The 22000-nt window shown below is 50.1% G+C and carries 19 protein-coding genes; 6 read left to right on the forward strand and 13 right to left on the reverse strand.

The features are described from left to right. Nucleotides 1-225: 225 nt before the first annotated feature. The 11 genes from aceB to ACUVQO_RS05755 all read right to left on the reverse strand — a co-directional run bounded on the left by aceB (nt 226) and on the right by ACUVQO_RS05755 (nt 14256). On the reverse strand, nt 226-1869 hold the full coding sequence (aceB, locus tag ACUVQO_RS05705; protein ID WP_445924926.1) for a malate synthase A: 1644 nt from the start codon (nt 1867-1869) through the stop codon (nt 226-228). Between the two features lie 712 nt (nt 1870-2581). After that, a complete protein-coding gene (locus tag ACUVQO_RS05710; protein WP_445924927.1) occupies nt 2582-3079 on the reverse strand; it encodes a CopG family ribbon-helix-helix protein in 498 nt (165 codons plus the stop codon). Nucleotides 3080-3267: 188 nt separating this feature from the next. Continuing rightward, complete coding sequence (locus tag ACUVQO_RS05715; protein WP_445924928.1) at nt 3268-3657, reverse strand: WD40 repeat domain-containing protein; 390 nt, start codon at nt 3655-3657, stop codon at nt 3268-3270. Then, nucleotides 3609-5882 (reverse strand): adenylate/guanylate cyclase domain-containing protein, encoded by a 2274-nt coding sequence (locus tag ACUVQO_RS05720; protein ID WP_445924929.1) that lies wholly within the window; start codon nt 5880-5882, stop codon nt 3609-3611. Before ACUVQO_RS05720 ends, ACUVQO_RS05715 begins: the two co-directional genes overlap by 49 nt. A gap of 256 nt (nt 5883-6138) precedes the next feature. After that, a complete protein-coding gene (locus ACUVQO_RS05725; protein ID WP_445924930.1) occupies nt 6139-7101 on the reverse strand; it encodes a DnaJ C-terminal domain-containing protein in 963 nt (320 codons plus the stop codon). A gap of 103 nt (nt 7102-7204) precedes the next feature. Beyond that, entirely contained in the window at nt 7205-9718 is a 2514-nt protein-coding gene (gene dnaK, locus ACUVQO_RS05730) for a molecular chaperone DnaK (RefSeq protein ID WP_445924931.1), read from the reverse strand. A 278-nt stretch (nt 9719-9996) separates the two neighbouring features. Continuing rightward, on the reverse strand, nt 9997-10152 hold the full coding sequence (locus ACUVQO_RS05735) for a hypothetical protein (protein WP_445924932.1): 156 nt from the start codon (nt 10150-10152) through the stop codon (nt 9997-9999). A gap of 34 nt (nt 10153-10186) precedes the next feature. Next, nucleotides 10187-11170, reverse strand: a complete 984-nt coding sequence (locus ACUVQO_RS05740; RefSeq protein WP_445924933.1) for an S-layer homology domain-containing protein — start codon at nt 11168-11170, stop codon at nt 10187-10189. Between the two features lie 128 nt (nt 11171-11298). After that, the gene (locus ACUVQO_RS05745) at nt 11299-12483 is read right to left on the reverse strand and encodes a pyridoxal phosphate-dependent aminotransferase (RefSeq protein WP_445924934.1); all 1185 of its coding nucleotides are present in this window, start codon (nt 12481-12483) and stop codon (nt 11299-11301) included. Beyond that, a complete protein-coding gene (gene lpxA / locus ACUVQO_RS05750) occupies nt 12467-13282 on the reverse strand; it encodes an acyl-ACP--UDP-N-acetylglucosamine O-acyltransferase (protein WP_445924935.1) in 816 nt (271 codons plus the stop codon). The genes ACUVQO_RS05745 and lpxA overlap by 17 nt, the downstream gene beginning before the upstream one ends. A gap of 428 nt (nt 13283-13710) precedes the next feature. After that, nucleotides 13711-14256: a single-stranded DNA-binding protein gene (locus tag ACUVQO_RS05755; protein ID WP_445924936.1), complete on the reverse strand. Its 546-nt coding sequence runs from the start codon at nt 14254-14256 to the stop codon at nt 13711-13713. A gap of 144 nt (nt 14257-14400) precedes the next feature. Between ACUVQO_RS05755 and ACUVQO_RS05760 the strand changes: the two genes are divergently transcribed. Continuing rightward, nucleotides 14401-14958 (forward strand): pilus assembly FimT family protein, encoded by a 558-nt coding sequence (locus ACUVQO_RS05760; RefSeq protein ID WP_445924937.1) that lies wholly within the window; start codon nt 14401-14403, stop codon nt 14956-14958. Nucleotides 14959-15116: 158 nt separating this feature from the next. Here ACUVQO_RS05760 and ACUVQO_RS05765 read toward each other — a convergent pair whose 3' ends face one another. After that, complete coding sequence (locus tag ACUVQO_RS05765) at nt 15117-15602, reverse strand: helix-turn-helix domain-containing protein (RefSeq protein WP_445924938.1); 486 nt, start codon at nt 15600-15602, stop codon at nt 15117-15119. A gap of 206 nt (nt 15603-15808) precedes the next feature. On the opposite strand from ACUVQO_RS05765, the gene deoC reads away from it, so the two are divergent. From deoC to ACUVQO_RS05780, 3 genes are all read left to right on the forward strand, one after another. Continuing rightward, nucleotides 15809-16495 (forward strand): deoxyribose-phosphate aldolase, encoded by a 687-nt coding sequence (gene deoC, locus ACUVQO_RS05770; protein ID WP_445924939.1) that lies wholly within the window; start codon nt 15809-15811, stop codon nt 16493-16495. Between the two features lie 76 nt (nt 16496-16571). Then, a complete protein-coding gene (recO, locus tag ACUVQO_RS05775; RefSeq protein WP_445924940.1) occupies nt 16572-17549 on the forward strand; it encodes a DNA repair protein RecO in 978 nt (325 codons plus the stop codon). Next, on the forward strand, nt 17546-19267 hold the full coding sequence (locus ACUVQO_RS05780) for an MFS transporter (RefSeq protein WP_445924941.1): 1722 nt from the start codon (nt 17546-17548) through the stop codon (nt 19265-19267). The genes recO and ACUVQO_RS05780 overlap by 4 nt, the downstream gene beginning before the upstream one ends. A gap of 126 nt (nt 19268-19393) precedes the next feature. Here the strand turns inward: ACUVQO_RS05780 and ACUVQO_RS05785 are convergent, their stop codons facing one another. Then, entirely contained in the window at nt 19394-19744 is a 351-nt protein-coding gene (locus ACUVQO_RS05785; RefSeq protein ID WP_445924951.1) for an AAA family ATPase, read from the reverse strand. Between ACUVQO_RS05785 and ACUVQO_RS05790 the strand changes: the two genes are divergently transcribed. Next, a complete protein-coding gene (locus ACUVQO_RS05790) occupies nt 19683-19970 on the forward strand; it encodes a hypothetical protein (RefSeq protein WP_445924952.1) in 288 nt (95 codons plus the stop codon). The two genes, ACUVQO_RS05785 and ACUVQO_RS05790, sit on opposite strands and share 62 nt — an antisense overlap. A gap of 168 nt (nt 19971-20138) precedes the next feature. Beyond that, complete coding sequence (locus ACUVQO_RS05795; RefSeq protein ID WP_445924942.1) at nt 20139-21356, forward strand: glycosyltransferase family 4 protein; 1218 nt, start codon at nt 20139-20141, stop codon at nt 21354-21356. The last annotated feature ends 644 nt before the right edge of the window (nt 21357-22000 follow it).

Below are 22000 nucleotides of genomic sequence, written 5' to 3' on the forward strand. Positions count from 1 at the left end.
TTCCTCTCAGTAAGTAGACGAATTAGGTAATTTAGACGAATGGGGCATTGGTTGGGGTTTGGCGCGAGGCGGAAGAAAAGTTTTAAGTTCTCAGTGAGGAGTGCAACTTAAAACTTAAAACTCAAAACTTAGAACTTAAGACTTGTAAATCGCCACGAGCTAATAACCAACTGTGACCATTCACTCGTTGAATGGCCTAGAGCATCTCCCTGACGACGGGGGGAGTTACAACTGAACAAGCAATCGATAAGCGGGTAAGGTCAGAAACTCTTCAAAGTGGTCATTAGTGACCAGACATTCAAATAAATGAATGGCTTGATCCAGAGGCGTGCGCCAACTGGAATGGTCGCCGTTGGGCGATCGCTGTCCCAGATACTCGGCGACGGTGGCGATTTCTTCCATCAATACGTTCTGGAATAATGCCTGATCGATCAATCGACCATCATCCAGGTGAGCGCCATGATGCAGCCACTGCCAGACTTGAGCACGACAAATCTCAGCCGTAGCTGCATCTTCCATCAGGTTGAACAAGGGCACACAGCCTGTTCCAGCCAACCAGTAGGTCAAATAGAGAATGCCCACCCGGATGTTAGTCCGTAGCCCAGTTTCCGTAATCGTTCCCTGGGGCAGGGTGAGCAGGTCGGTAGCCACAACTTGCACATCTTCTCGCAATACCGACAGTTGATTAAATCCATACAAGCGCCGATCGAACACTTCACGGGCCACAGGTACGAGGGCGGGATGCGCGACCCAGGTGCCATCATGACCATCCTGGGCTTCCCGTTCCTTGTCAGCCCGCACTCTCGCCAGTGCGGCTGCATTCGCCTCCAGATCATTTTTGATCGGAATTTGGGCCGCCATCCCCCCGATCGCCAGTGCCCCCCGACGATGACAGGTTTTGATGGTCAGCAGACTGTAGGATCGTAAGAAGTGGGTAGTCATGGTGACTTGCTGGCGATCGGGCAGCACCCAATCCGGTCGATTGCGAAACTTTTTGATGAAACTGAAAATGTAGTCCCAGCGGCCACAGTTCAACGCCACAATATGATCACGCAGGGCATACAGAATTTCATCCATCTCGAAGGCGGCCAGAATGGTTTCAATCAAGACGGTAGCTTTGATGGTGCCAATGGATAATCCCAATGCCTCTTCTGCGGCCACAAAGATGGCATTCCAGAGTGCGGCTTCATGGCGATTTTCCAACTTGTGCAGGTAGAAATAAGGCCCAGAACCCTGCAGCAGCAGACGGTGAGCATTGTGGAAACAGTACAAACCAAAGTCAAACAGAGCAGCGGAGATCGGTTGGCCGTCAATCAACAGATGCTCTTCCAGCAAATGCCAGCCACGGGGACGGGCAATCAGGACAGCGGGATTGGGGCCAAGGGTATAGTCTTTGCCGGTTTTCGGATCCCGGTAAAAAATGGTGCGATCGACGGCATCGCGCAAATTCACCTGACCGGAGAGCATCGTTTCCCAAGTGGGACTGCTGGCATCCTCAAAGTCAGCCATGAAGGCATTGGCTCCCGAATTGAGGGCATTAATCACCGTCTTGCGATCGGTCGGACCAGTGAGTTCTACTCGTCGATCTTGTAAATCCTGTGGGATGGGAGCCACCTTCCAATCAGCCGCCCGGATATTTGCCGTTTCTGCTGGAAAATCGGGAAGCCGGCCCGCATCCAGTTGTTGCTGAATGGTGGCTCTCAGGTGCATTAAGCGCGATCGTTCAGGCTCAAACTGACGGTGCAATCGGGCCAGAAAGCTGAGTGCGTCGGGAGTCAAAATTTCGGTATGGGCCGCAGAAACATTGCTCCGTAAAGTAATGCCCTGGGGCAATAATTGATTCGTTTGAGCTAGAAGAGTGCCTGTCATGTCAACTCCCGTCATCTCGCAAAAGAATTCGTTACGTTAATTAAATAAAGCTTGTTCAAGTCCAGAACTGCAGTTTCCCAGAACTGTAGTTTCTTTGATAGGAAAACGATCGTTTTCTAGCTGGACTTGGTTTAAGTAGAAATTTACTCACCGAATGGAATGAGTAGCAATCAGCTTGCCCTCATGCAACCTGATCTTGTAAACCGATTGAACTGAAAATTCGTGGTTTCGCGATTTTCTTCGTTAATGCGTTTATCTGAAGAATAAAGCAATACTGAACCAACTTCACTCGTCCAAACCAGATTGAGGCTTAATGATTTGTGAAATGAATTCTCAGCGCATTGAATATGTGAAGAATAGGTATGTGTTAGCAACTATACTTTTTCTCATCTTAAATGTGTGTCATATAACACAAAAACTTAATATTTAAACAAACATTGCAAAACTACTAAGATTGGATACTTTTCCAGTTAAAAGAAAACCTCAAAAAGTCTTTCAGATAAGGGTTTCAAAATTTTTATTCTTCTTTTTACAACACTGAATAACAGTGTAATACATTATTCTTTAATTCTTAAAAAAATCTAGTTTATGTCTTTATAAGTGTATGACTTAGAAGTGTATGACACTGTAAAGAAGAACTTTCACGTATTGAACTAACGCAATCAACAAGGGGACTGCGCAAAGTGTTAGGGAAGCAAATTCCTGGCTTGAATTAGCGTTTAGAAATGAACCAGGGTTTAGTCAACTTACCCACGTAAGAGAAATAATCTAGCCACCAATCAATGTATTTGCGGGTTGAAGAAACTTTCATATCCGCTGGAATCTCAGGAAATTGATTGGTAGGCTGAGGCCAATCGGTTTCGTAGCTATTGAGAGCATCTGGCAAGTTTAATTCACCCGGTTGGTTTGCTGCTATCGCGTGAATCACTTGATAGTTAGACTCCGATCGCATAACCCGTTGTTCGTCTGTTGCAATCTGGATCGGTGTCAGTAGCTCACCTGAATTCACAGAGTTAAACTCGGTATTCGTGAATGTGGATTCCTGCAATTCGTACTGGTCTAAAAATTGCTCGATGGCATCCAGAATCACCTGCGATCGATTAGGTTTTCTCCCGGTTCGTCGAGAGGGATAGCGCTTTTGCGCCAGTTGGTCAATCCGCGCTAAGGTTTCTGGTGGAATACGAATTGATATGAGTGGGGAATTGGCCATCGTCGGCACCTCCAACATCCTCAGCAGTCATCAGGGGACTAGCCAGTTACAATGCTGCGCGGTAAGGCCAGTTAAAATCACCCCTAACCTAGTAATACCACCCTATTGAAGCAAGGCAGCAGATTTCAGCGAATTCTACAGGAATTTAATTATTTGTACTTCAGGGCCTACTGAAAGCGGACTTGGTATTAGGGGTTGATTGCCCGACACAGTTGACGATCGCTATCTCGCAACTTCGGACTGGTATTCAGATAAGGTTGCAGCCAGTGACAGCCCCGTTCTACCAGGGTATGAAAGGGGAAGGTTTTGGTTTTCCAAAGTTTGATGGTTTTATCTTCACTGCCAGAGGCAAGCGTTTTGCCATCCAGGCTGAACGCTACAGCGTAAACTGGCTCCCCATTACCTTTGAGGACGTGCAGCGATCGGCCATCCTTATCCCACAGGCGGATCGTGCTATCCTCACTGGTCGAAGCCAACATCTGACCATCTGGACTGAAGACGACACTGTAAACCGCTTGCGTATGGCCTTCTAAATGATTGCGTTCTCGAGTGCCGTAAACAACCTGTTGGAGCGCCAATTGAGCCTGATTACGGTGGTATCATCTACCCAGGAAGCCGTTGCCAGCTTTTGTACTGCCTTCAGCGATTCCATCAAGGCATCCAATTCTTGATTGGATTTAAACAGGGAATCCGAGGACAGGCTGAGGGTCTCAATATGACCGACGATCGCCTGTCTCCGTTGGGTTTCCGCCCGCCAGGATTGCCAGCCCGCCGCAACTGCCAATCCCAGGGCTACAGCAGAAAAGCTGGTAAAGCTGAACAACGTTTTGCGCCGCTGGCGATCGCGTCGTCCCACACTGGCATCAATAAAGTGGTTTTCCTCTGCACTCAAACCACCCAGCGCACCATCAAAGATTTTCTCTCGGCGCACTTCCAGAGCCTGTTCCAGCTTGGATCCACTCCATAACTCTTCATCCGCACGCTCCCCATCCGTACGTTGCAACTCTTGCCAGTGAGCCATATCTTCGGCCAGTCGGTGTTTAATTGCAATCACCTGATGGGCATCCGCAATCCAGTCCTTGAATGACTGCCAGGAGCCTGGCAGTGCTTCATGGGCGACTTTTACCGTCGGTTGCAGGCGATTGGCATCGTTACTAACCAGCAAATTCTGATTGATCAATTCATCCAGCGTACTGTTGACCAGATCACCCGTAAATTCCGCTCGATAGGCCCGACGGCTGACTGCTTTGGCGATCGTGCCTGCTTCCTGAGTACTCTCAATGCTCACCAGCTGCAGAAAAATTTGCTTCACCGCCGCCTGCTTCGATTCTGGCAGCGACTCATAGATTTGATCCACCCGTTTTTGCAACGCGCCCCGCACGCCACCCAATTCCCGGTAAGTGCGAGTGTGCAAAATCCGATCCTGAAAATTGCCATTGTGCCGTTCGCTCTCCCACAATAAATCTAATGTATATTGCAACAATGGCAAATATCCTGCCTGTCCCTGCACATCCTTTAAAATCTCGGCAATCAGCCCTTCTTCAAACATCACCCCCTGACGGACTGCAGGCTGTTTAATGGCCAACCACAGTTCATCCCGCTGCATATCCGTCATCAGGCGAATCTGCCGCTGCGTGAGTTTGCCCAGATTGGGATAGGGGCTGAAATGATCCAGAAAATCGGCTCGCATGGTAAGTATGACCATGACGGTGCGATCGGGCAGACGCAGCAATTGCACCAGACCATCGATAAACTGATTGCGCCGTTCTGCCGTCGCCAGAGTAAATACTTCCTCAAACTGGTCAACAAAAATCAGCCAGTGTTCGTTGGGTCGCTTCAATGTCTTGACCAATTGCACCAGAGTATCTGCCTTGCCTCGCCGCACCGACTTCACCTCAGATTGCTTGTACTTACTGAGCAAACTGGCATACAACGACTCAAAGGGATCCTCATCTGGGGTAAACATCAGAGGCACAAAGCCACTGCCCCACTTTGCTGCTAACTGGGGAATGACACCCGCCCTCACCACTGAGGATTTGCCACTTCCAGAGGCTCCCAGCAATAAAATCATCTGGCCGCGCTCTAGCTCAGTTACTAAGCTGGCCACCAGTTGATCGCGCCCAAAAAATCGATCCTTATCCTCTGGCTCAAATTTTTTCAGTCCCTGATAAGGAGAAGTCAGCTCCGGTTCCACCCGTTCCCTGACAGGCCCAGCAGGAGCGGTTGGTGTTTCCGGGGCAGGAGCAACCAGAATCTGATAAGCCGGAACAGGTTCCTGAATATTCTTGAGTTGCTGGGGGCCAAGATAGGTCGCTTTCAGGTCGAGTTGATTTTTCACCAGGTCGTAGACCATCTGGGAAATGCAAATCCCACCGGGTTCAGACTTCGTCCGCAAGCGGGCGGCAATATTGACCCCATTCCCCATGACATCGTTTTCGCTGAAAAAGACATCGCCCAGGTGAATGCCAATCCAGTGAGCCAGGGTGTCTTGCGGAGGAAGCTGGGCCGCCATGTCTGCGATCGCTCGTTGAATCGCTACGGCACACTCCACTGCCTGCACCGCACTGGTAAAGGCCATCAGCAAACCATCCCCAGTCGTTTTCAGCACCTGGCCCTCAAACTGCTGACACAGTTCCATCATGGTTTGCAAGTCCCGCTGAATCAGCTTCAGAATGTTTTCCTCATCTGCGGCCATGCGGGTACTGAACCCCACTCCATCCGTAAAGGCGATCGCGGCCAACATTCGCTGTCCTCGCAGCATGGGTGGGACGGCCTGCTGAGCGTTCCAGGGAGGAGTAGTCATGGTAAATGCACCTTGAACAAATAACCCAGAGAATCCAGGAGCGGGGATGTGAACGGCTTCTACCCCTGCCCATTGGCCATATCAGCTATATTTGAACCCAATCACGAATTAAACCTTGTTCAAGTCCAGAATCGTAGTTTCCCTGATCGGAAAACGACTGTACCCTAGCTGGACCTGGTTTAGTTTTGTCTCTTAGTGTATCGGCTTTGCCGCAATTTCCCTCATCCACCTGATGCAATTAAAAAGCTGAATCTGCTTAGATTGGCAAATCTGCACGGGGATTAAAGGTTTCTAACTGGCGCAGTTTCTCGTACAGTTCCCGCTCCTGCTCACTTAGTTCCTTGGGAACCACAATCTGAATTTCCACAATTTGATCGCCGCGATCGCCCTCGCCCGATGGATAGCCCTTGTTCGCTAACCGGAGCCGCTGCCCAGAACGGACTCCCGGTGGAATCGAAACTTTCACTAATCCATCCAGGGTTGGTACCTGTACCTGTTCTCCCAACACTGCTTCACTGGGCGTAATGGGAAGCTGACAAACAATATCATTCCCCTCTAGCTTGAAGTAAGGATGGGGGGCAACCTCGATCTTTAAATACAAATCCCCCCCAGCAACTCCCTGCCCCTTCAGCCGGATCCGTTGTCCTGTCACCATGCAAGAAGGCATATTGACTTCCAGCGATCGGCCATCCTCCAGGCGAATTCGCTCTCGTCCACCCAGGTAAGCTTTTTCCAGGGGGACTGTCAGCCGAGCTTCCGCATCGCGACGATTACTGGGACGGGAGACTGTATAAGCCTTTTTGCTGGTACCGGGACGGTAAGGTTCCTTATTGGTTGTAGTACTGCTGGCTGTTGCCTCCCGACGATTTAAAAGTTGATCTACAAAACTGTTGAAGTCACTGAATTCACTGAAATTGAAGTCATCTACCCCACGATCGCTCATCCGATCCCAAACTTTGGCTGCGGCACCTGCGGCTCTCTGAAATCCCCGCTGTTTCCAGAACTGCCCATAGCGATCGTACTGAGCGCGTTTGCTGGCATCCGAGAGGACTTCATAAGCCTCGTTGATGCTTTTGAACCGCTCTTCTGCGGCTTTGTCGTTGGGATTTAAGTCAGGATGAAATTGACGGGCTAACCGCCGAAAAGCCTTCTTAATCTCCTCAGGAGTCGCCTCTCTGGAAACTTCTAATATGTCGTAATAGTTCCGAAAATTTTGCATGGACGTGAACGGTAGGAGGGGGATTGGGGATTAGGGAGTGGGGATCAGGGAACGGGGGTTAGGAGATACCATTCACTATCCCCCATCCACTATTCACTCTTCTCTAAAGCCAGTCATCCTCATCATCCCAGTTGTCCTGGTACAGGTTGGGGCGGGCGTTGCGAGGAGGGGTGGGTTTGCGATCGCTGCGGGGTGGCTCATAGCGATCGGGCTGTGAACTGCGAGGCTCTCTAGCAGGCGGACGCGGGGTGGCAACAGGGCGATCGCGCTCAGTGGCAGGCTGTTCTCGACGAGTTCGTTTGCTGTAAGCCTCGTCATCTCCCCAGTCATCATAAGCATCGGATTTGCGGCTGCTGGTGCCATAGCGATCGTTCGGGCGGGCAGGTTTGCTGTAGTCCTGATTACCATAGCGACTGGGCGTGTTTCGTTCTCGATTAGGTTCCCGTTTGCTCTCCCGTGGGCTGTACTCGTCATCCCAAAGGTCGCGATCAGCGCGCTCGTCGTACCGGGAAGGAAGATTGTTGTTACGGGGGGCAGAACTGCCGGAATTGGTATAGCGGTTGTTGCCATAGCGATCGTTACCATAACTGCTGCTCCCGTACCCACCGCTGCTTCTGTTACTGCCATAGCTGCTACTGCTATAGCGATCGTTGCTGTAACTACTGCTGCCATAGCGATCGCTGCCGTACCCCTGACGTCCGTAGGAGGAGGAGCGATCATCGTATTCATAGTAGTCATCGTCGTCATCGGTAAAGAAGCTCTTGATGGCTCCCAACAGGCTGTCTTCCTCTTCCTCCTGTTTGTTGCGTTGATAGACTTCGCGGGTCAGATCGTACAGAGCATCCTGCAGATCGGCTTGAAAGCGATCAATGTTGCGATCGTCGTTTTGTTTCAGTGCATCCCGCAGCCGTTGAGAGGCACCTTCAATGCGGTTGCGGTAGCTGCTGACAAACTGCATGCCAAAGTCGAGGGTAGCCTCTCGCAGTTGCCGCTCTGCCTTCAAGATCAGGGATTCCGCATCGTTTCGCTTTTGAACTTTTTCTTTCTTCAGGCGATCGCTGGCGGCAAATTCTTCCGCATCCTGAATCATCCGCTTCACTTCCTCATCACTGAGGGTAGAAGCGCCCTGAATGGTGATGCTCTGCTCCCGGCCCGTGGTGCGATCCATCGCTGTCACCTGCAGGATACCGTTGGCATCAATATCAAAGGCGACCTGCACCTGGGGAATGCCTCTGGGAGCCGGAGGAATGCCCGTCAGCTTGAACCGTCCCAGGGATTTATTGCCTGCTGCCATTTCCCGCTCGCCTTGCAGGACGTGAATCTCTACCATCGTCTGGTTATCTTCCCCGGTGGAGAAAACATCCGAACGCCGGACAGGAATAGTGGTATTGCGGGGGATCAGCTTTTTCATTAAGCCGCCGATCGTTTCCAGTCCCAGGGAAAGGGGCGTAACGTCCAGCAACAGGATGTCTTTGACTTCACCCCCTAAAATGCCTGCCTGAATTGCGGCTCCCACAGCTACAACTTCGTCGGGGTTCACATTCTGGTTGGGTTCGCGATCAATAAAACTACGCACTAGTTGCTGCACTGCCGGAATGCGAGTGGAGCCGCCCACCAACACCACTTCATCAATTTGGGAAGGACTGAGGCCAGCATCGCGCATGGCTTGCTTCACGGGGCCACGCAGACGGGCAAATAAATCGGCACACAGGTCTTCAAACTGGGAACGGGTGAGGCGCGTTTCAATATGCTTGGGGCCGTCTGGCGTGGCGGTGATAAAGGGCAGGTTGATGTCGGTCACGCTAACTCCAGACAGTTCAATCTTGGCTTTTTCTGCCGCTTCTGTAAGACGTTGCAGGGCCTGGCGATCGCGCCGCAAGTCCACCCCTTCGGTTTCTAAAAACTTCTCGGCCAACCAATTCACAATTTTCTTATCAAAATCGTTACCGCCCAGTTGGGTATCCCCAGAAGTCGCTTTGACCTCAAACACACCATCGCCTACATCTAGGATCGACACATCAAAGGTGCCACCCCCCAAGTCAAAGACGAGAATGGTTTGGTTGTCCCGCCGTTCCAGGCCATAAGCTAGCGACGCGGCGGTGGGTTCGTTCAGAATCCGCTTGACTTCTAATCCGGCAATCCGTCCTGCGTCCCGGGTGGCCTGTCGTTGGGAATCGTTGAAATAAGCTGGAACAGTGATTACAGCGCCGGTCACGGGTTCTCCCAGATATCGGCTAGCCTCATCCACCAGCTTTTTTAGGATCATGGCTGATATTTCTTCGGGCGCAAATTCTCGCTGCAATCGCGGACACTTGATCTTGACGTTGCCGTTCTCGTCCTTACGAATTGTGTAAGGAACTCGTTTTGATTCTGGCGATAATTCGGAATACTTGCGGCCAATAAACCGTTTCACGCCAAAAAAGGTGTTTTGCGGATCCAGAACGGCCTGACGACGGGCCAGTTGCCCCACTAACCGTTCTCCCTCTTTACTGAAACCCACGACGGAAGGGGTAGTCCGCATGCCCTCGGCGTTCGCAATCACGACGGGCTTGCCGCCTTCCATGACTGCGACGACCGAATTGGTGGTTCCCAAATCTATGCCGACTACTCTGCCCATTCGTATGTGATCTCCCGTTGCTGCTTGAGCGATGGATTATGGCTGGAACTAAACCGCTGCCACGTCCAGACCTGTAGTTTTTCTGAGGAAAATCTCCAGTTCTTGAGCTGGACGTGGCTTAGTTGAATTCCATTGTATCGTGCGAAAGGAGCCTGCCCTGTTCGGGCAGAGCATCAAGCGCAACGGCTACTTTTACGATTGCGTTCTGTCTTTCCCGAAGGACATTCATTTAGCAAAGGATAGCGATTGCACTCTGGATTGCGATAATAGCAGCACTTTTACCCATGCAACATCATGACTTCATGACGATCGTAAACCTGCTGGACTGTCCAGTCTGCCGGTAATAATGCCTGAAAGATTGCGTGAGCAGGCCCAAGCAAAATCGTTTCTGGAATAATGCCCAACCGCACGACTAGTCGGTGATGGCTATCCACCGCCAGAGCACGTCCCCGTAACCGACTCCATCCCTCACGGCCCCTTGGGAATCTGGCCCGTCGCTTCCATGCCCTTATAAACCAAGGCGGCAACATCAGCACGGGTGGCAGCTTGATTTGGGTTCAGCAATTGACTGTTTGGATCTCCGGGAAGTAAACCAGCCCGGATTGCAGCTGCCATACTGCCTCTAGCCCAAGCTGGCACCTCTGCATTGTCTGGGTAAGCCTGCAAAACAGCTTCTGGATTGGCTGGAATCTGGGTGCCCAACCCTTTTACCATTGCACTGACTGCTTCCACTCGTGAAACCTGCTGCCCAGGTCGGAAGGTACCATCAGGGTAGCCTGTCATGAAGTTGCTCTTAACCGCTTGATCGACGGCTGGCCCATAATTCGCTGGCACGTCGGGAAATTGCTTCGGGGGGCGCTGATCCGGTTTGGTAAAGGCTTTCTGGAGTTGAATTGCAAATTGTCCCCGTGTCACAGGTTCGTTTGGTTTGAAGTTACCGTCTGGAAAGCCGCCGATAATGCCACGGGCGGAGAGTGCAGCAATAAAGGGATAGGCCCAGTAGGTATTGGGAACATCCGGAAAGGCGATCGCAGCCTGCGGTGGAGGTGCTGGTACGACCGTTTGAGTAGGAACAGGAGTGGGGGTGAGCGTAGGAGTAGGCGTTACCAACGAAACTTCAGGACTGATGGTGGGAGTGGGGCTAGCTGTTGGACTGGATTCTACCGTTGGGCTGACCTGCACAGTAGGACTGACGGTAGGACTGGCTTGTACGGTTGGTGGGGAAAGTGTGACTATGGGAGTTGGAGAGGGAGACGTTTGGAGGAATGGGAAGAGTTTGGTAGCAGTTTCACCGGGTTGATTCAGCCAGCTTGAGACATCAAATCCCTGTCGCCCCTGAGTCAAGGCCCAGAAGAAAATCGCACCAAACGCAAGAAAGGCGACCAGTAGCGCGATCGGCTCATCATCTCCGAAACGGGGGGGACGTTGCCCAGGAGGAGAAGAGTTTGACATGGAATTTACCCTGACAGGATGAATGCTATCCAAGATGCCACAATCCTAGAGAGGTGAATCATTTTTGTAAAGCTCAGGATTGTGAATTTCACTCATAAGACCTTAGCCACTTTTACCCATCCACCTAGTTACCCTCTCCCTATGATCTCCTTTAATCCTCTCACCAGCCGCCCAATTCCCTCCTGTGCTGTGTCTCGTTCCAGAGCGGCATAGGCCACTCGCAGATAGCAGCCGTTCTGAAGGCCAAAGGTGGTTCCGGGGAGAGCGGCTACGCGATAGTGCTGGATGAGTTGTTGAACCAGATCCATGGCTTCAAGAGACGTGTGGATACGGAGGAGGAAGTAGAACGCGCCATCGGTGGGAGGAATGGTACACAGGTCTGGAATGGTTTGCAGTTCTTGCAGCATCAGTTGGCGGACTTCCGCGATCGCTCCTAACCGTTCCTGACAGTACTTCCTGCCCACCTGCAAAGCTCCCAGAGCCGCGTATTGGGAAATCACAGCAGGACAGATGACGTTCGTATCCTGAATCTTCATGATTGATAGCAGCAGCGACTCTGGGATGACCATGTAGCCAATCCGCCAACTGGCAAATCCATAAGCTTTCGAGAGGCTGAACAGGGAAATCGTATAGTCCGCGCTTCCGGCAATGCTACCCGGAGTAAAGGCTGCCACATCGTTGTAGGTGAAATACTCATAAGCGGCATCATGAATGTGATACAGGCCATAGGTGCGGCAAAGCTGATTCACCTGCCGCAATACCGCTTCCGGGTAAACGACGCCGGTTGGGTTATTCGGTGAAATAGTGACGATCGCCCGTGTGCGTTCGGTAATCGCCTGTTGAATAGCCTCAATTTGAAGCTGGTAGTTTTCATCTGTGGGAACGCAAATAGCATGACATCCGGCAATTTGAATCGCCATTTCATGATTGAAGTAATAGGGCGTTTGCAGAATGATCTCGTCACTGGGATTGGTAATCGCCAGCACCGCATTCAAAAAGCCCATATTGCTGCCTGCGGTGACCACAACCTGCTGCTGATCACCGATCGTGATCCCGTTTTCCGTTTGCAGTTTGGTCGCGATCGCCGCCAGTAGGGGTGGAATACCCTGGACAGATTGGTATTTGTGGTTGTTGGGACGGTTGAGAAATGCGCTAATCTGAGCGATCGCTTCTGGCGGCGGCCCATAGGAGACAACTCCCTGCCCCAGCGAAATGGTGCCTGGATGTTGCCGAATGAGTTCTCCTACGATCGGAATCACGGGAGTTTGCACCTGCTCCATCCGGGTGGAGTTTGGCTTACTCCATGTCTCCATTCCCTTCTCCTCCCCCGGAACGCTTGAAGAACTTACAGATGCCACGTTTAGACTCGCGGATGAATTGACACAGTTCCTGCACCAGTTCTGAGTCAAATTCCCGTTCCAGTTTATCGGTAGCCTGGGAAACATTGAGGCCAGAGGTATACAGCACCAGCAACGCTTGTTTGAGCATCCGGCGATCGCTGGCGGTAAATCCAGCCCGTCTCAGTCCCACCACATTCAAGCCCATGATCGTGTTAGGACTGACACTACGAGTGATGCAAAAGGGCAGCACATCTTTTTGCACAGCAGAAGCCCCAGACATCATCGCCAGTCGGCCCACCCGCGTAAACTGATGCACCAGACAATTGCCGCTGATGAATGCCCGATCGCCCACTTCCACGTACCCAGCCAGCAGTGCCCCGTTCGCCACAATCACTTGATTGCCCAGTTTGACATTATGGGCCAGATGACTTTGGGCCATCAGCAGACAGCCATTGCCAACTTCGGTCACACTTCCGGCCTGCGTCCCCCGGTGAATGGTGACATTTTCCCGAATCACACAATCATCTCCAATCCGAACATAACTTTCTGCTTCCCGATAGGCCAGATCCTGCGGCAAATCCCCCAGTACGGCTCCGGCATGAACCCGACAGCGATCGCCTAGCGTCGTATAGTTCAAAATTGTGACATGGGGGCTAATGACGCACCCATCTCCAATCTTGACCTTGCTCTCAATATATGCAAAGGCTCCAATCTTGGCCTCTTTGCCCAATTCGGCCCCAGGCTCAATGACAGCCGTTGGGTGAATCTCCATTCACAATCCTCGCTCTTAACACTAATTCAGAAACTGAATGGATTATCAGAGGCCCATCGAGTTTCTGTTAAAGGAAACTGAAAAGATAAGTAGATGAGTGGCAATAGGTGATAGATGAAACGTGATTTATTCTGAGAAATATTTTGAGAAATCAATGACCTGTCTCATCACATCTTTTTGTAGGCAATCGAGGTTCTCTTTAAAAATAAAAAATACCCAAAAATGAAAAATACCCGGTTCTTCCTAGTTTAGATTGACTTACTGGAAAACCGGATATTTGAATAATCACCCTGGCGACTGAAGTCGCGGCTATAGGGAGGAAACCTGCCAACGCAGGTTACTGAAAACTTCGATTATATGGAGTCTGCGTCGGCAGACTGGGTGAGTGTAGTGGCAGTTTTAACCGCCAGATACTTTTCAAACGCTCTCTAAGGTTTAATGGAAGCTTTGGATTCTTGCTTTGGTGCTGCAGGAGACGCTTGTTTCTGAGATTTGATATCGACTCCTGAAGGACTGGATTTTTTATCTCCTGCCTTGGGTGAATTGGGTGTAGATGGGATTGGGGGAGCGGGAATCTTGGGTTCAGGAGTGGTTTCTCCGCGATCGCCAGCAATCTCTTCCTCTTCCTCCTCCGGATACCGGACGTTATCCAGATCAATATCTAGAACTGTCATCGCTAGACCCGCCTTGGGTAAATTATCGCTGCTGGAGATGTAGGGATTCGCATCCAGGGATCCCGTACAGATGATCAAAGAACCTTTTTTCAGATAAGGAAGTCTGCGCCACGCGTTGGATCCTTCCCAAATGGTGAGCGCCACAGTAAATGCATCTTCTCGATTGCGGGGTTTACGTACATAAATTGTGGCTTTTGCAACCTTGGCCTTTTCACCGCTCTTTAGGTCAACGGTCTTAATTTCTGCATCTGCTGCTAAATGTCCACTAACAATCCATTTATTCAATCCAACGCTAGACATGAGTAGGGTAGGTTCCTGACGAGATTATTTTTTGTAGGGTTCCCGTCCTGGAAGAGATCTAACAGGAGAATTTACTTGGTAGTTTTCATTTCTTCCAGGGCACCTTAAAAGGCATCAGTCTTTGAAATTCAGGGTGCCTGCACAGTGAAGAAAGCCATTGATCGCCGTGGGTTTTGGGGAACGCTACACAAACTCACTCGATCGCAGGGATTTACCTTGCTGGAAATTGTCATCGTTATTGTTATCACCGGAATTCTGTTTACGATCGCTGCAACAAGTTGGAACGTCTTTCTCAACATTTATCGTCTGAATACGGCTCAGGAACAGGTTTTTCTGGCTATGCGAACCGCTCAGACAAGTGCCAAACAGCAGCATTTAGCCTGGCAGGCAGATTTCCGTCAAGTCAATCAGGTGGTGCAGTGGGCGATCCATCCTGATGGAAGCACTCCCTCTGAGGCTCAGTGGCATAGTCTGGATCCCAATGTTCGCTTAGATCCCGAAACTACGCTGCAAAAGACTGATAACGTTTGGCGAATTGAATTTAGCCCGTTGGGGCGGGTCAATGGACAACTGGGACGCATTACTCTATCTGGAAAACAAGGGGGAAGAACCAAACGCTGCGTAATTGTCTCCACATTATTAGGAACCTTACGGAAGGGAGCAGATCAGACCACTCCCAAGGACGGCAAATATTGTTATTGACATCCTCCCCACCGCATCGGCGGATGGGGATTCCAAACCTCACGATTTGGCTTTTCTGGTTACTCCCTTGCGGGATTTCGGCACTTGGCTAGTTATTTCTGACCCCGCTAGTATGCCTGCACAAACTGTTTCTGTTCCTCGATTGTCCACGAGTACTACTAACTCTCCTCATACTTAAAGTTGGCTTTCTCCGCCACTAAGGTTAAATATTTGGCACTGGCCTTAGTGGGAACATACACCCCCTTCTCCCACTCGCTCACCGTCTGTTGCCGAACTCCTAATTCCTTAGCCATTGCAGACTGGGTCAGACCCATGTGCAGTCGCAAGGCACGGATCAATTCACCATTCCATTGCACTACATCATCCACCCGCTGAACCTTGTAGACTTCGGGAGGCTTATGAAAAGTCACTTGTTCCCTAGCTAAATCTAGTTCTTTAACCAGATACCCTGCTCCCATCCAGGCTATCGCCTGTAAAGCTCCTTTACTACGGTTACTCCACCAGGCTCGCTGGGTGCGGGCAGAAGCGGGTAGGGGAATTCCCATGACAGCCTCAATTTCATCAAAAGTCAGGGTTACTTGGGTGCGATCGCTTCCCTGCAAAAAGGTTTGTAAGGGCTGGTACTTGCTTCCTCCTTTCATCATCGGTATTCATTCCCGATTACACCAGAGACGAAGCTTGAAACACCTGTAAAAAGCCAGAACCAGCACAGTCGCCCAGCCAAAATCGCAACTCTAGAATCCCTCATTCTCATATTTTATTATTCCGGCAAGATCCGTTCATAATTTTTCTTAGATGGTTAGAAAAGTACCTTGCTACCCTAAGTAAGGGTGAATATGGGTGAAAGAATATGGCGATCACATCCCATCCGGACATAGACCTTGCTCCCTTTATTGACCATGCGCTGTTGGTGCCCACGGCCACTCCCGAACAAGTAGAGCGCTGGTGTGCAGAAGCCGATCGCTTCAACTTTGCCGCCGTTTGTGTTCATCCTACCTATGTGCGACTGGCTGCTAATTTATTGCACAATAAATCGCCCAGAGTCTGTACCGTGATTGGCTTTCCCTATGGAGCCACGACCTCTGCGGTGAAACTTTACGAAGCGGAGGATGCGGTAGAAAATGGGGCCACCGAACTGGATGTTGTAATTAACATTGGCTGGCTGAAAGCAGGCAAAACTAACGAAGTGCATCGAGAAATTGCTGAAATTCGAGAAGAAACCGGGCAAACCATTAAAGCCATTCTGGAAATGGCGCTATTAACTCCGGATGAGAAAAAGTTAGCTGCTGAACTGTGTATGGATGCCGGAGCCGCCTTTCTAAAAACCAGTACAGGGTTATATAGCGGTGCGACGGTAGAAGATGTCCGTTTACTTAAAGAACTGACTCAAGACCGGGTGGGCATTAAAGCTTCCGGAGGAATCCGTACTGCAGAACAAGCTTTAGAGTTAATCATTGCTGGGGCTACCCGCATTGGCACCTCCCGTGGGCCAGAACTGGTGCGGCAGCGAGAAACAATGGAAGTGAAGGAGATTTAAAAGGCAAACTGCCCTGGCTTTACCTCCTTAATCTGGTTAACTTATAACTTAAACTTATAGTTCATAGCTATTTTTGATGAGCCGTACTTACCGCGCCACTGGAATTAATCTCAAAAGTATACCGTTTGGTGAGGCCGATCGCCTGCTGACGATTCTGACGCGGGAGCATGGGCTGATTCAGGCGATCGCGATGGGATCACGCAAACATAACTCCAGTCTGGCGGGGCGGAGTGGGCTGTTTGTGGTGAATGATTTGCTGATTGTGAAAGGGCGATCGCTGGATAAAGTGACTCAGGCAGAAACGCTGGAATCCTACCCGAAGTTGGGCAAGAATTTACAGAAACTGACGGTTAGCCAATACCTGGCAGAACTTTGTTTATGTCAGGCACTCAGTGACCAACCCCAAGAAGAATTGTTTGTTGCCTTAAATCAACAGTTGCAGCAACTGCAACAGGCCGCTGCCGGAGAGGTTCTGCCCTGCTTTCTGTATGGCTTCGTGCAACTCCTGAGCCTGGGCGGAGTGATGCCCCAGGTCGATCGCTGCTGCCTGACAGGAGAACTGCTGCAACCCGATCTGACCGATCCCAATTGGCGTTCCGGGTTCAGTGTGGCCGCAGGTGGAGTGGTAACGTTGGCAGCCCTGCAACAATTACGCGAGATCCCTAAACCTGTGCCGGCTCGATTGCGTTCCCACCCTGATCCACCTGCTCATCCCAGCAAATCTGGTGCCAGCAGTTCGGTGGTCGCTGAGTCTAAATCCTGGCGTTCATTGTCATACAGTTCACGATCGCCTCATTTGAACCGGGAACTGGGAGCGATCGAATTAACCCTGCTGCAAACTCTGATTCAGGCGTTACCATCCAACCCGACTGAAACCGAACCATCCACGTTGGACTTTGCCCAACTGGCCACCTTTAATGAACTTTGGTTTTCCCTTGAACGACTCTTGCGCCAGTATGCACAGTATCATTTTGATCGACCCATTCGCTCGGCTGCCTTGATGGATGCCTGCTTTTTGAATTCGTCCATCTCTTCCCAGTCGCCTGAGCCATGATGCAATTGCCAAAACCTGATTTAGAATCCCTGTTGATGCTGTCCTGTGATGCCGCAGATGCAGGCCGTGAATTGAGCGATCGTGCCTCTACTTCAGCCACTCCCCATGCGGATTCCAACACTCCACAAACTTTGTTACAATCCGCAGCAGATCAAATAACTGATTTAAAATCACCCTTGCTCGAAAAACCAGTACTGGCTCAGGACAGTTTTGATGGTGAGGATAAGGAGAACAAGCTGCCCATGTTTCGCTCCGAAGAGGACGATTTTGAAGTCGTCACTGATTTTTCAAATCAGGATCTGGCATCTCAACGGCCCGCTTTCTTAGTTGGTACCGAAGCGGATCAGGTGAATGGTTTCAGTAGCTCAGACCTGGAGAATGGCAATACTGACTTGCAATTAGAACAGGGTTTTTTACCAGTCTTAAAAAATCGCAATTTTCTCACCCTCTGGAGTGGGCAGGTTTTCTCCCAACTGGCAGACAAGGTTTATCTGGTATTGATGATTGCCCTGATCGCCACTCGGTTTCAATCCGAAGATCAGACCATCAGTGGCTGGGTATCCTCCATCATGATTGCCTTCACCATTCCAGCCGTGTTGTTTGGTTCGATTGCCGGAGCTTATGTTGATCGCTGGCCGAAAAAAGCCATTCTGGTCGCCACCAATTTACTGCGGGGAGGTTTAGTCCTGTCCCTTCCCTTTCTGTTCTGGCTGACAAAGGGATGGGGGCCTGTAGCAGGCTTACCGATCGGCTTTGGTATCTTGTTGGGGGTCACCTTCCTGGTTTCGACTCTAACCCAGTTTTTCGCCCCTGCTGAACAGTCGGCTATTCCCCTGATAGTCGATCGGCGACATTTGCTTTCTGCCAATTCCCTGTATACCACCACGATGATGGCCTCGGTCATTATTGGGTTTGCGGTGGGAGAACCCCTGCTGGCGATCGCTGATATAATCACCGCGAATCTGGGCTGGAAAGCGGTAGGACTGGGCAAAGAATTGGTTGTAGGGGGCGGTTACGGCATTGCCGGGTTGATCCTGATATTACTGAAGATTTCTGAAAAGAATCGCTTCTCAGCCAATGGAGTTTCCAATGGGGCAGGGGCGATTGAACAACCCCACGTATTTGCCGATATTCGAGATGGTATTCGCTATCTGGGGCAACAGCATCGGGTGCGCAGCGCCATGATCCAGCTGGTGCTCCTATTTTCCGTTTTTGCGGCCCTGGCGGTGCTCTCGGTGCGACTGGCAGAAGTGATTCCCGAAATCAAAGCCTCCCAATTTGGCTTCTTGCTGGCTGCAGGCGGTGTGGGTATGGCGATCGGTGCGACATTTGTGGGCCAATTTGGCCAGCGCTTCCCCCATTATCGTCTCAGTCTCTATGGATCTCTGGGGATGGCGGCTGCGTTGCTAGGCCTGTCATTGTTCTCTGCACATTTGTGGCCTGCGCTGCTGTTGATTACGGGGTTGGGAGCGTTTGCGGCGATCGTTGGGGTGCCGATGCAGACCACAATTCAGGAAGAAACACCGGAGGAGATGCGGGGTAAGGTGTTCGGCCTGCAAAATAACGCCATCAATATTGCCCTCAGTTTACCCCTGGCTCTGGCTGGAGTCGCTGAAACCTTGTTTGGGATTCGAGCTGTCTTTTTAGGATTGGCCGCACTCATGGTTGCAGGTGGCGTCCTGACCTGGTATATGGCACGGCGAGGTAAACCCGTTTAGGTGTAGTGATTGCTAAATCGCTTGATATAGATGTCAGTTTTGTGCAGCATTGACATTCAATAATTTAAGTACGAGGGAACAATAGACTTATCTCTCCTTCCTTATTTTCTACTGTCATAAATTATCTTAAGTGCGCTGATGACGAATAACATTAGAGTTTTCATCGTCTGATGGTGCCTGAAAGTACTTGGTAATAGCCTCAAACTCGGCATTACTGGTAAAAGGTGAGCCTTCAGCAAGATTCTCACTCCGCTCTCGTAACTGGCGCTTGCATACCTCGTCTATAGCATCGATGTAGTGTAACTCGTGAGCGACGTTTGTCCATTCAATTAGCTCCCGAAACCAGGCGCGCTGGGTTCTTGTGTTAACGGGAAAGTCAAGCACAATGGTTAGTCCCTTTGAGAGCAGAAAGCAGATGTGTGTTGTCAGAGCCTCTCTCAGACTGGATGAATATTTGACGAAGCTAGAGATGTCCACAATTTCATCCGGAAACAACTTACTTAGCCAGTCGTCTTGCTCTACCAAAACGGCATCCTCTTATCGTGCTATTTCCCTGGCAAGGGTTGATTTTCCCGCCGCCATCTTGCCGCAAAAGCAGACGAGTTTTCCTTGCTGCTGCATATCTTTGTTCCTCAACCTGACTCTTATGGATACCGATCGTTCCACCACTATTCCGGCTCGATCGCCAGCACCAGGAAGTTAGCTACCTTCACTGTTTTGATTAACTAATGTCTGCAAGGGTAAAGTTTTATCGTATGCTCTTAGGCAATACTCTGTAGATTCACGCCATACCCAGTAGCGCGATGAACTTAAATTTCTTTTAATCTGAGTATCGCTTGACTTGTCTCTGTCTACTACACGGCTCATCTGAATGCATATTGCTTGGCTTGGAAAAAAATCACCTTTCTGCGGCAATGTTACTTACAGTCGGGAAGTAACTCACGCTCTGCGAGAATTTGGGCATCAGGTCAGTTTTTTTCACTTTGCTCAGGATGAACCTCCGCCAGACAATTGGCCAGCAGACGATCACGAAATCTCTATTCCCTTTCTCTACCAGTTGCAAAATGTTTACACTATCCCCACCCTGCGCTCGAAAAAAGTGTTAACGCAGGCACTGGAGGAACTGCAACCGGATATTGTTCACGCTTCCCTGACCCTCTCCCCTCTCGACTTTGCTCTACCGGAAATTTGCCAGGATTTAGGATTGCCCTTGGTCGCAACTTTTCATCCTGCCTTTGATCGCAAGCTGCGGAACATCTCTTCTGGCACCCAGCACTTGGCTTACCAACTCTATGCACCCTGGTTGGCTCAGTACGATCGCGTGATTATCTTCTCTCGCCTGCAGCGTTCCATTCTCGCCAAGTTGGGGGTGCCTGCAGAACGGGTGGTCGTAATTCCCAATGGCGTTGATATTGAGAAATATTCTCCTGGCCCTTCTAGCTTGAAAACTGAGCTAGAGGCCGATCGAATTTTTCTCTATCAGGGTAGAATTTCTCCCGAAAAAAACGTGGAATCCCTGCTGAAAGCCTGGAAGCAGGCCCGTATGGGTTCCCGCTCTAAACTTGTGATCGTAGGTAATCATGGGCCATTAGCGGCCTCCCTCATGCCCTTCTACGGTTCGGAACAGGGAATTGTCTGGATGGGGTTTATTGCCGATGAGCAGCGACGCATTGAAATTTTGCGGGGAACTGATGTTTTTGTTCTGCCATCTCTGGTCGAAGGTTTGTCTCTCTCCCTACTAGAGGCTATGGCTTGTGGGGTGGCCTGTGTTGCTACGGATGCTGGTGCCGATGGAGAGGTGTTAGAAGCGGAAGCAGGTGTGATTTTAAAGACTCAGAGTGTTGCCACTCAATTGAAAACTTTGCTTCCCCAATTGCGCGACCATGTGGGCTGGACGAAGGCATTGGGGAGAAATGCACGTCAACGAGTGGAAGAACGCTACACCTTAAGCAGCAACATTCAAAAAGTGATGGAACTGTATCATGATTTGCTGGCAGAGCGGGCATCCTTAAAACGGGTGCAGCATTATAGTAGCCATTCATTCCGCGATCGCTTCAGCAACAATATTCTTCGCTCAGGCCGTTCTTAGCCGTTGCCACAAGAGATCCAATATGTTGCGATAAATCAGTATGTTGCGATAAATCAGCGGTTTCCGGTTTGTGAACTAAGATCGCGGTAGTTATTTGCGTAGTATTGTTCTTCCCCCATGCAATCCCTTCCTGACATTCCAATCCCCAACGCCCCCTCTGGTATGCCCTGATTCACGGAGTCACTCATGCTGTTCCTAAAGTACTGCTGCTCAGTTCTCCCTTCATGCTGATCTTGCTATTTCTCTCCTTCAATACCATTCAGGAACTCCGGCAAGATCTAAAAAAACTGAACCATCAGTATCATCTCCTCCAAAAGTTGAATCAGCAATTTCACCATAAACCAGATACAAAGAAAATACACAATTCATTACAACCCTTAGACTCGCTAAAGAAATAAATCTTATCCAAGTCCAGAACTGTAGTTTCTCTGATCGGAAAACGACCGTTCTCTAGCTAAACCGGGTTTAGTTAAAAAATCTAAAAAATACTGTAATTTCTCAGGAAAATACACCTTCGTTGTGAATCACTGAGAATTTTGCATAGGGATAGCTTCTCCCTGACTCTCCTTCCCTTCTATCTTCTTTCCCAAATCGTTGTATGGTTTTGAAATCACCCTTTGGGGATGTTTAGATTTTGGGTTTAG

It is taken from the genome of Leptodesmis sp., assembly GCF_052746595.1.

What these genes read in the sequence shown, in the direction of transcription:
- aceB (WP_445924926.1), bottom strand. Translation starts at nt 1,869, where the DNA reads ATGACAGGCACTCTTCTAGCTCAAACGAATCAATTATTGCCCCAGGGC.
- ACUVQO_RS05710 (WP_445924927.1), bottom strand. Translation starts at nt 3,079, where the DNA reads ATGGCCAATTCCCCACTCATATCAATTCGTATTCCACCAGAAACCTTA.
- ACUVQO_RS05720 (WP_445924929.1), bottom strand. Translation starts at nt 5,882, where the DNA reads ATGACTACTCCTCCCTGGAACGCTCAGCAGGCCGTCCCACCCATGCTG.
- ACUVQO_RS05725 (WP_445924930.1), bottom strand. Translation starts at nt 7,101, where the DNA reads ATGCAAAATTTTCGGAACTATTACGACATATTAGAAGTTTCCAGAGAG.
- dnaK (WP_445924931.1), bottom strand. Translation starts at nt 9,718, where the DNA reads ATGGGCAGAGTAGTCGGCATAGATTTGGGAACCACCAATTCGGTCGTC.
- ACUVQO_RS05740 (WP_445924933.1), bottom strand. Translation starts at nt 11,170, where the DNA reads ATGTCAAACTCTTCTCCTCCTGGGCAACGTCCCCCCCGTTTCGGAGAT.
- ACUVQO_RS05745 (WP_445924934.1), bottom strand. Translation starts at nt 12,483, where the DNA reads ATGGAGACATGGAGTAAGCCAAACTCCACCCGGATGGAGCAGGTGCAA.
- lpxA (WP_445924935.1), bottom strand. Translation starts at nt 13,282, where the DNA reads ATGGAGATTCACCCAACGGCTGTCATTGAGCCTGGGGCCGAATTGGGC.
- ACUVQO_RS05755 (WP_445924936.1), bottom strand. Translation starts at nt 14,256, where the DNA reads ATGTCTAGCGTTGGATTGAATAAATGGATTGTTAGTGGACATTTAGCA.
- ACUVQO_RS05765 (WP_445924938.1), bottom strand. Translation starts at nt 15,602, where the DNA reads ATGATGAAAGGAGGAAGCAAGTACCAGCCCTTACAAACCTTTTTGCAG.
- deoC (WP_445924939.1), top strand. Translation starts at nt 15,809, where the DNA reads ATGGCGATCACATCCCATCCGGACATAGACCTTGCTCCCTTTATTGAC.
- recO (WP_445924940.1), top strand. Translation starts at nt 16,572, where the DNA reads ATGAGCCGTACTTACCGCGCCACTGGAATTAATCTCAAAAGTATACCG.
- ACUVQO_RS05780 (WP_445924941.1), top strand. Translation starts at nt 17,546, where the DNA reads ATGATGCAATTGCCAAAACCTGATTTAGAATCCCTGTTGATGCTGTCC.
- ACUVQO_RS05790 (WP_445924952.1), top strand. Translation starts at nt 19,683, where the DNA reads ATGTGTGTTGTCAGAGCCTCTCTCAGACTGGATGAATATTTGACGAAG.
- ACUVQO_RS05795 (WP_445924942.1), top strand. Translation starts at nt 20,139, where the DNA reads ATGCATATTGCTTGGCTTGGAAAAAAATCACCTTTCTGCGGCAATGTT.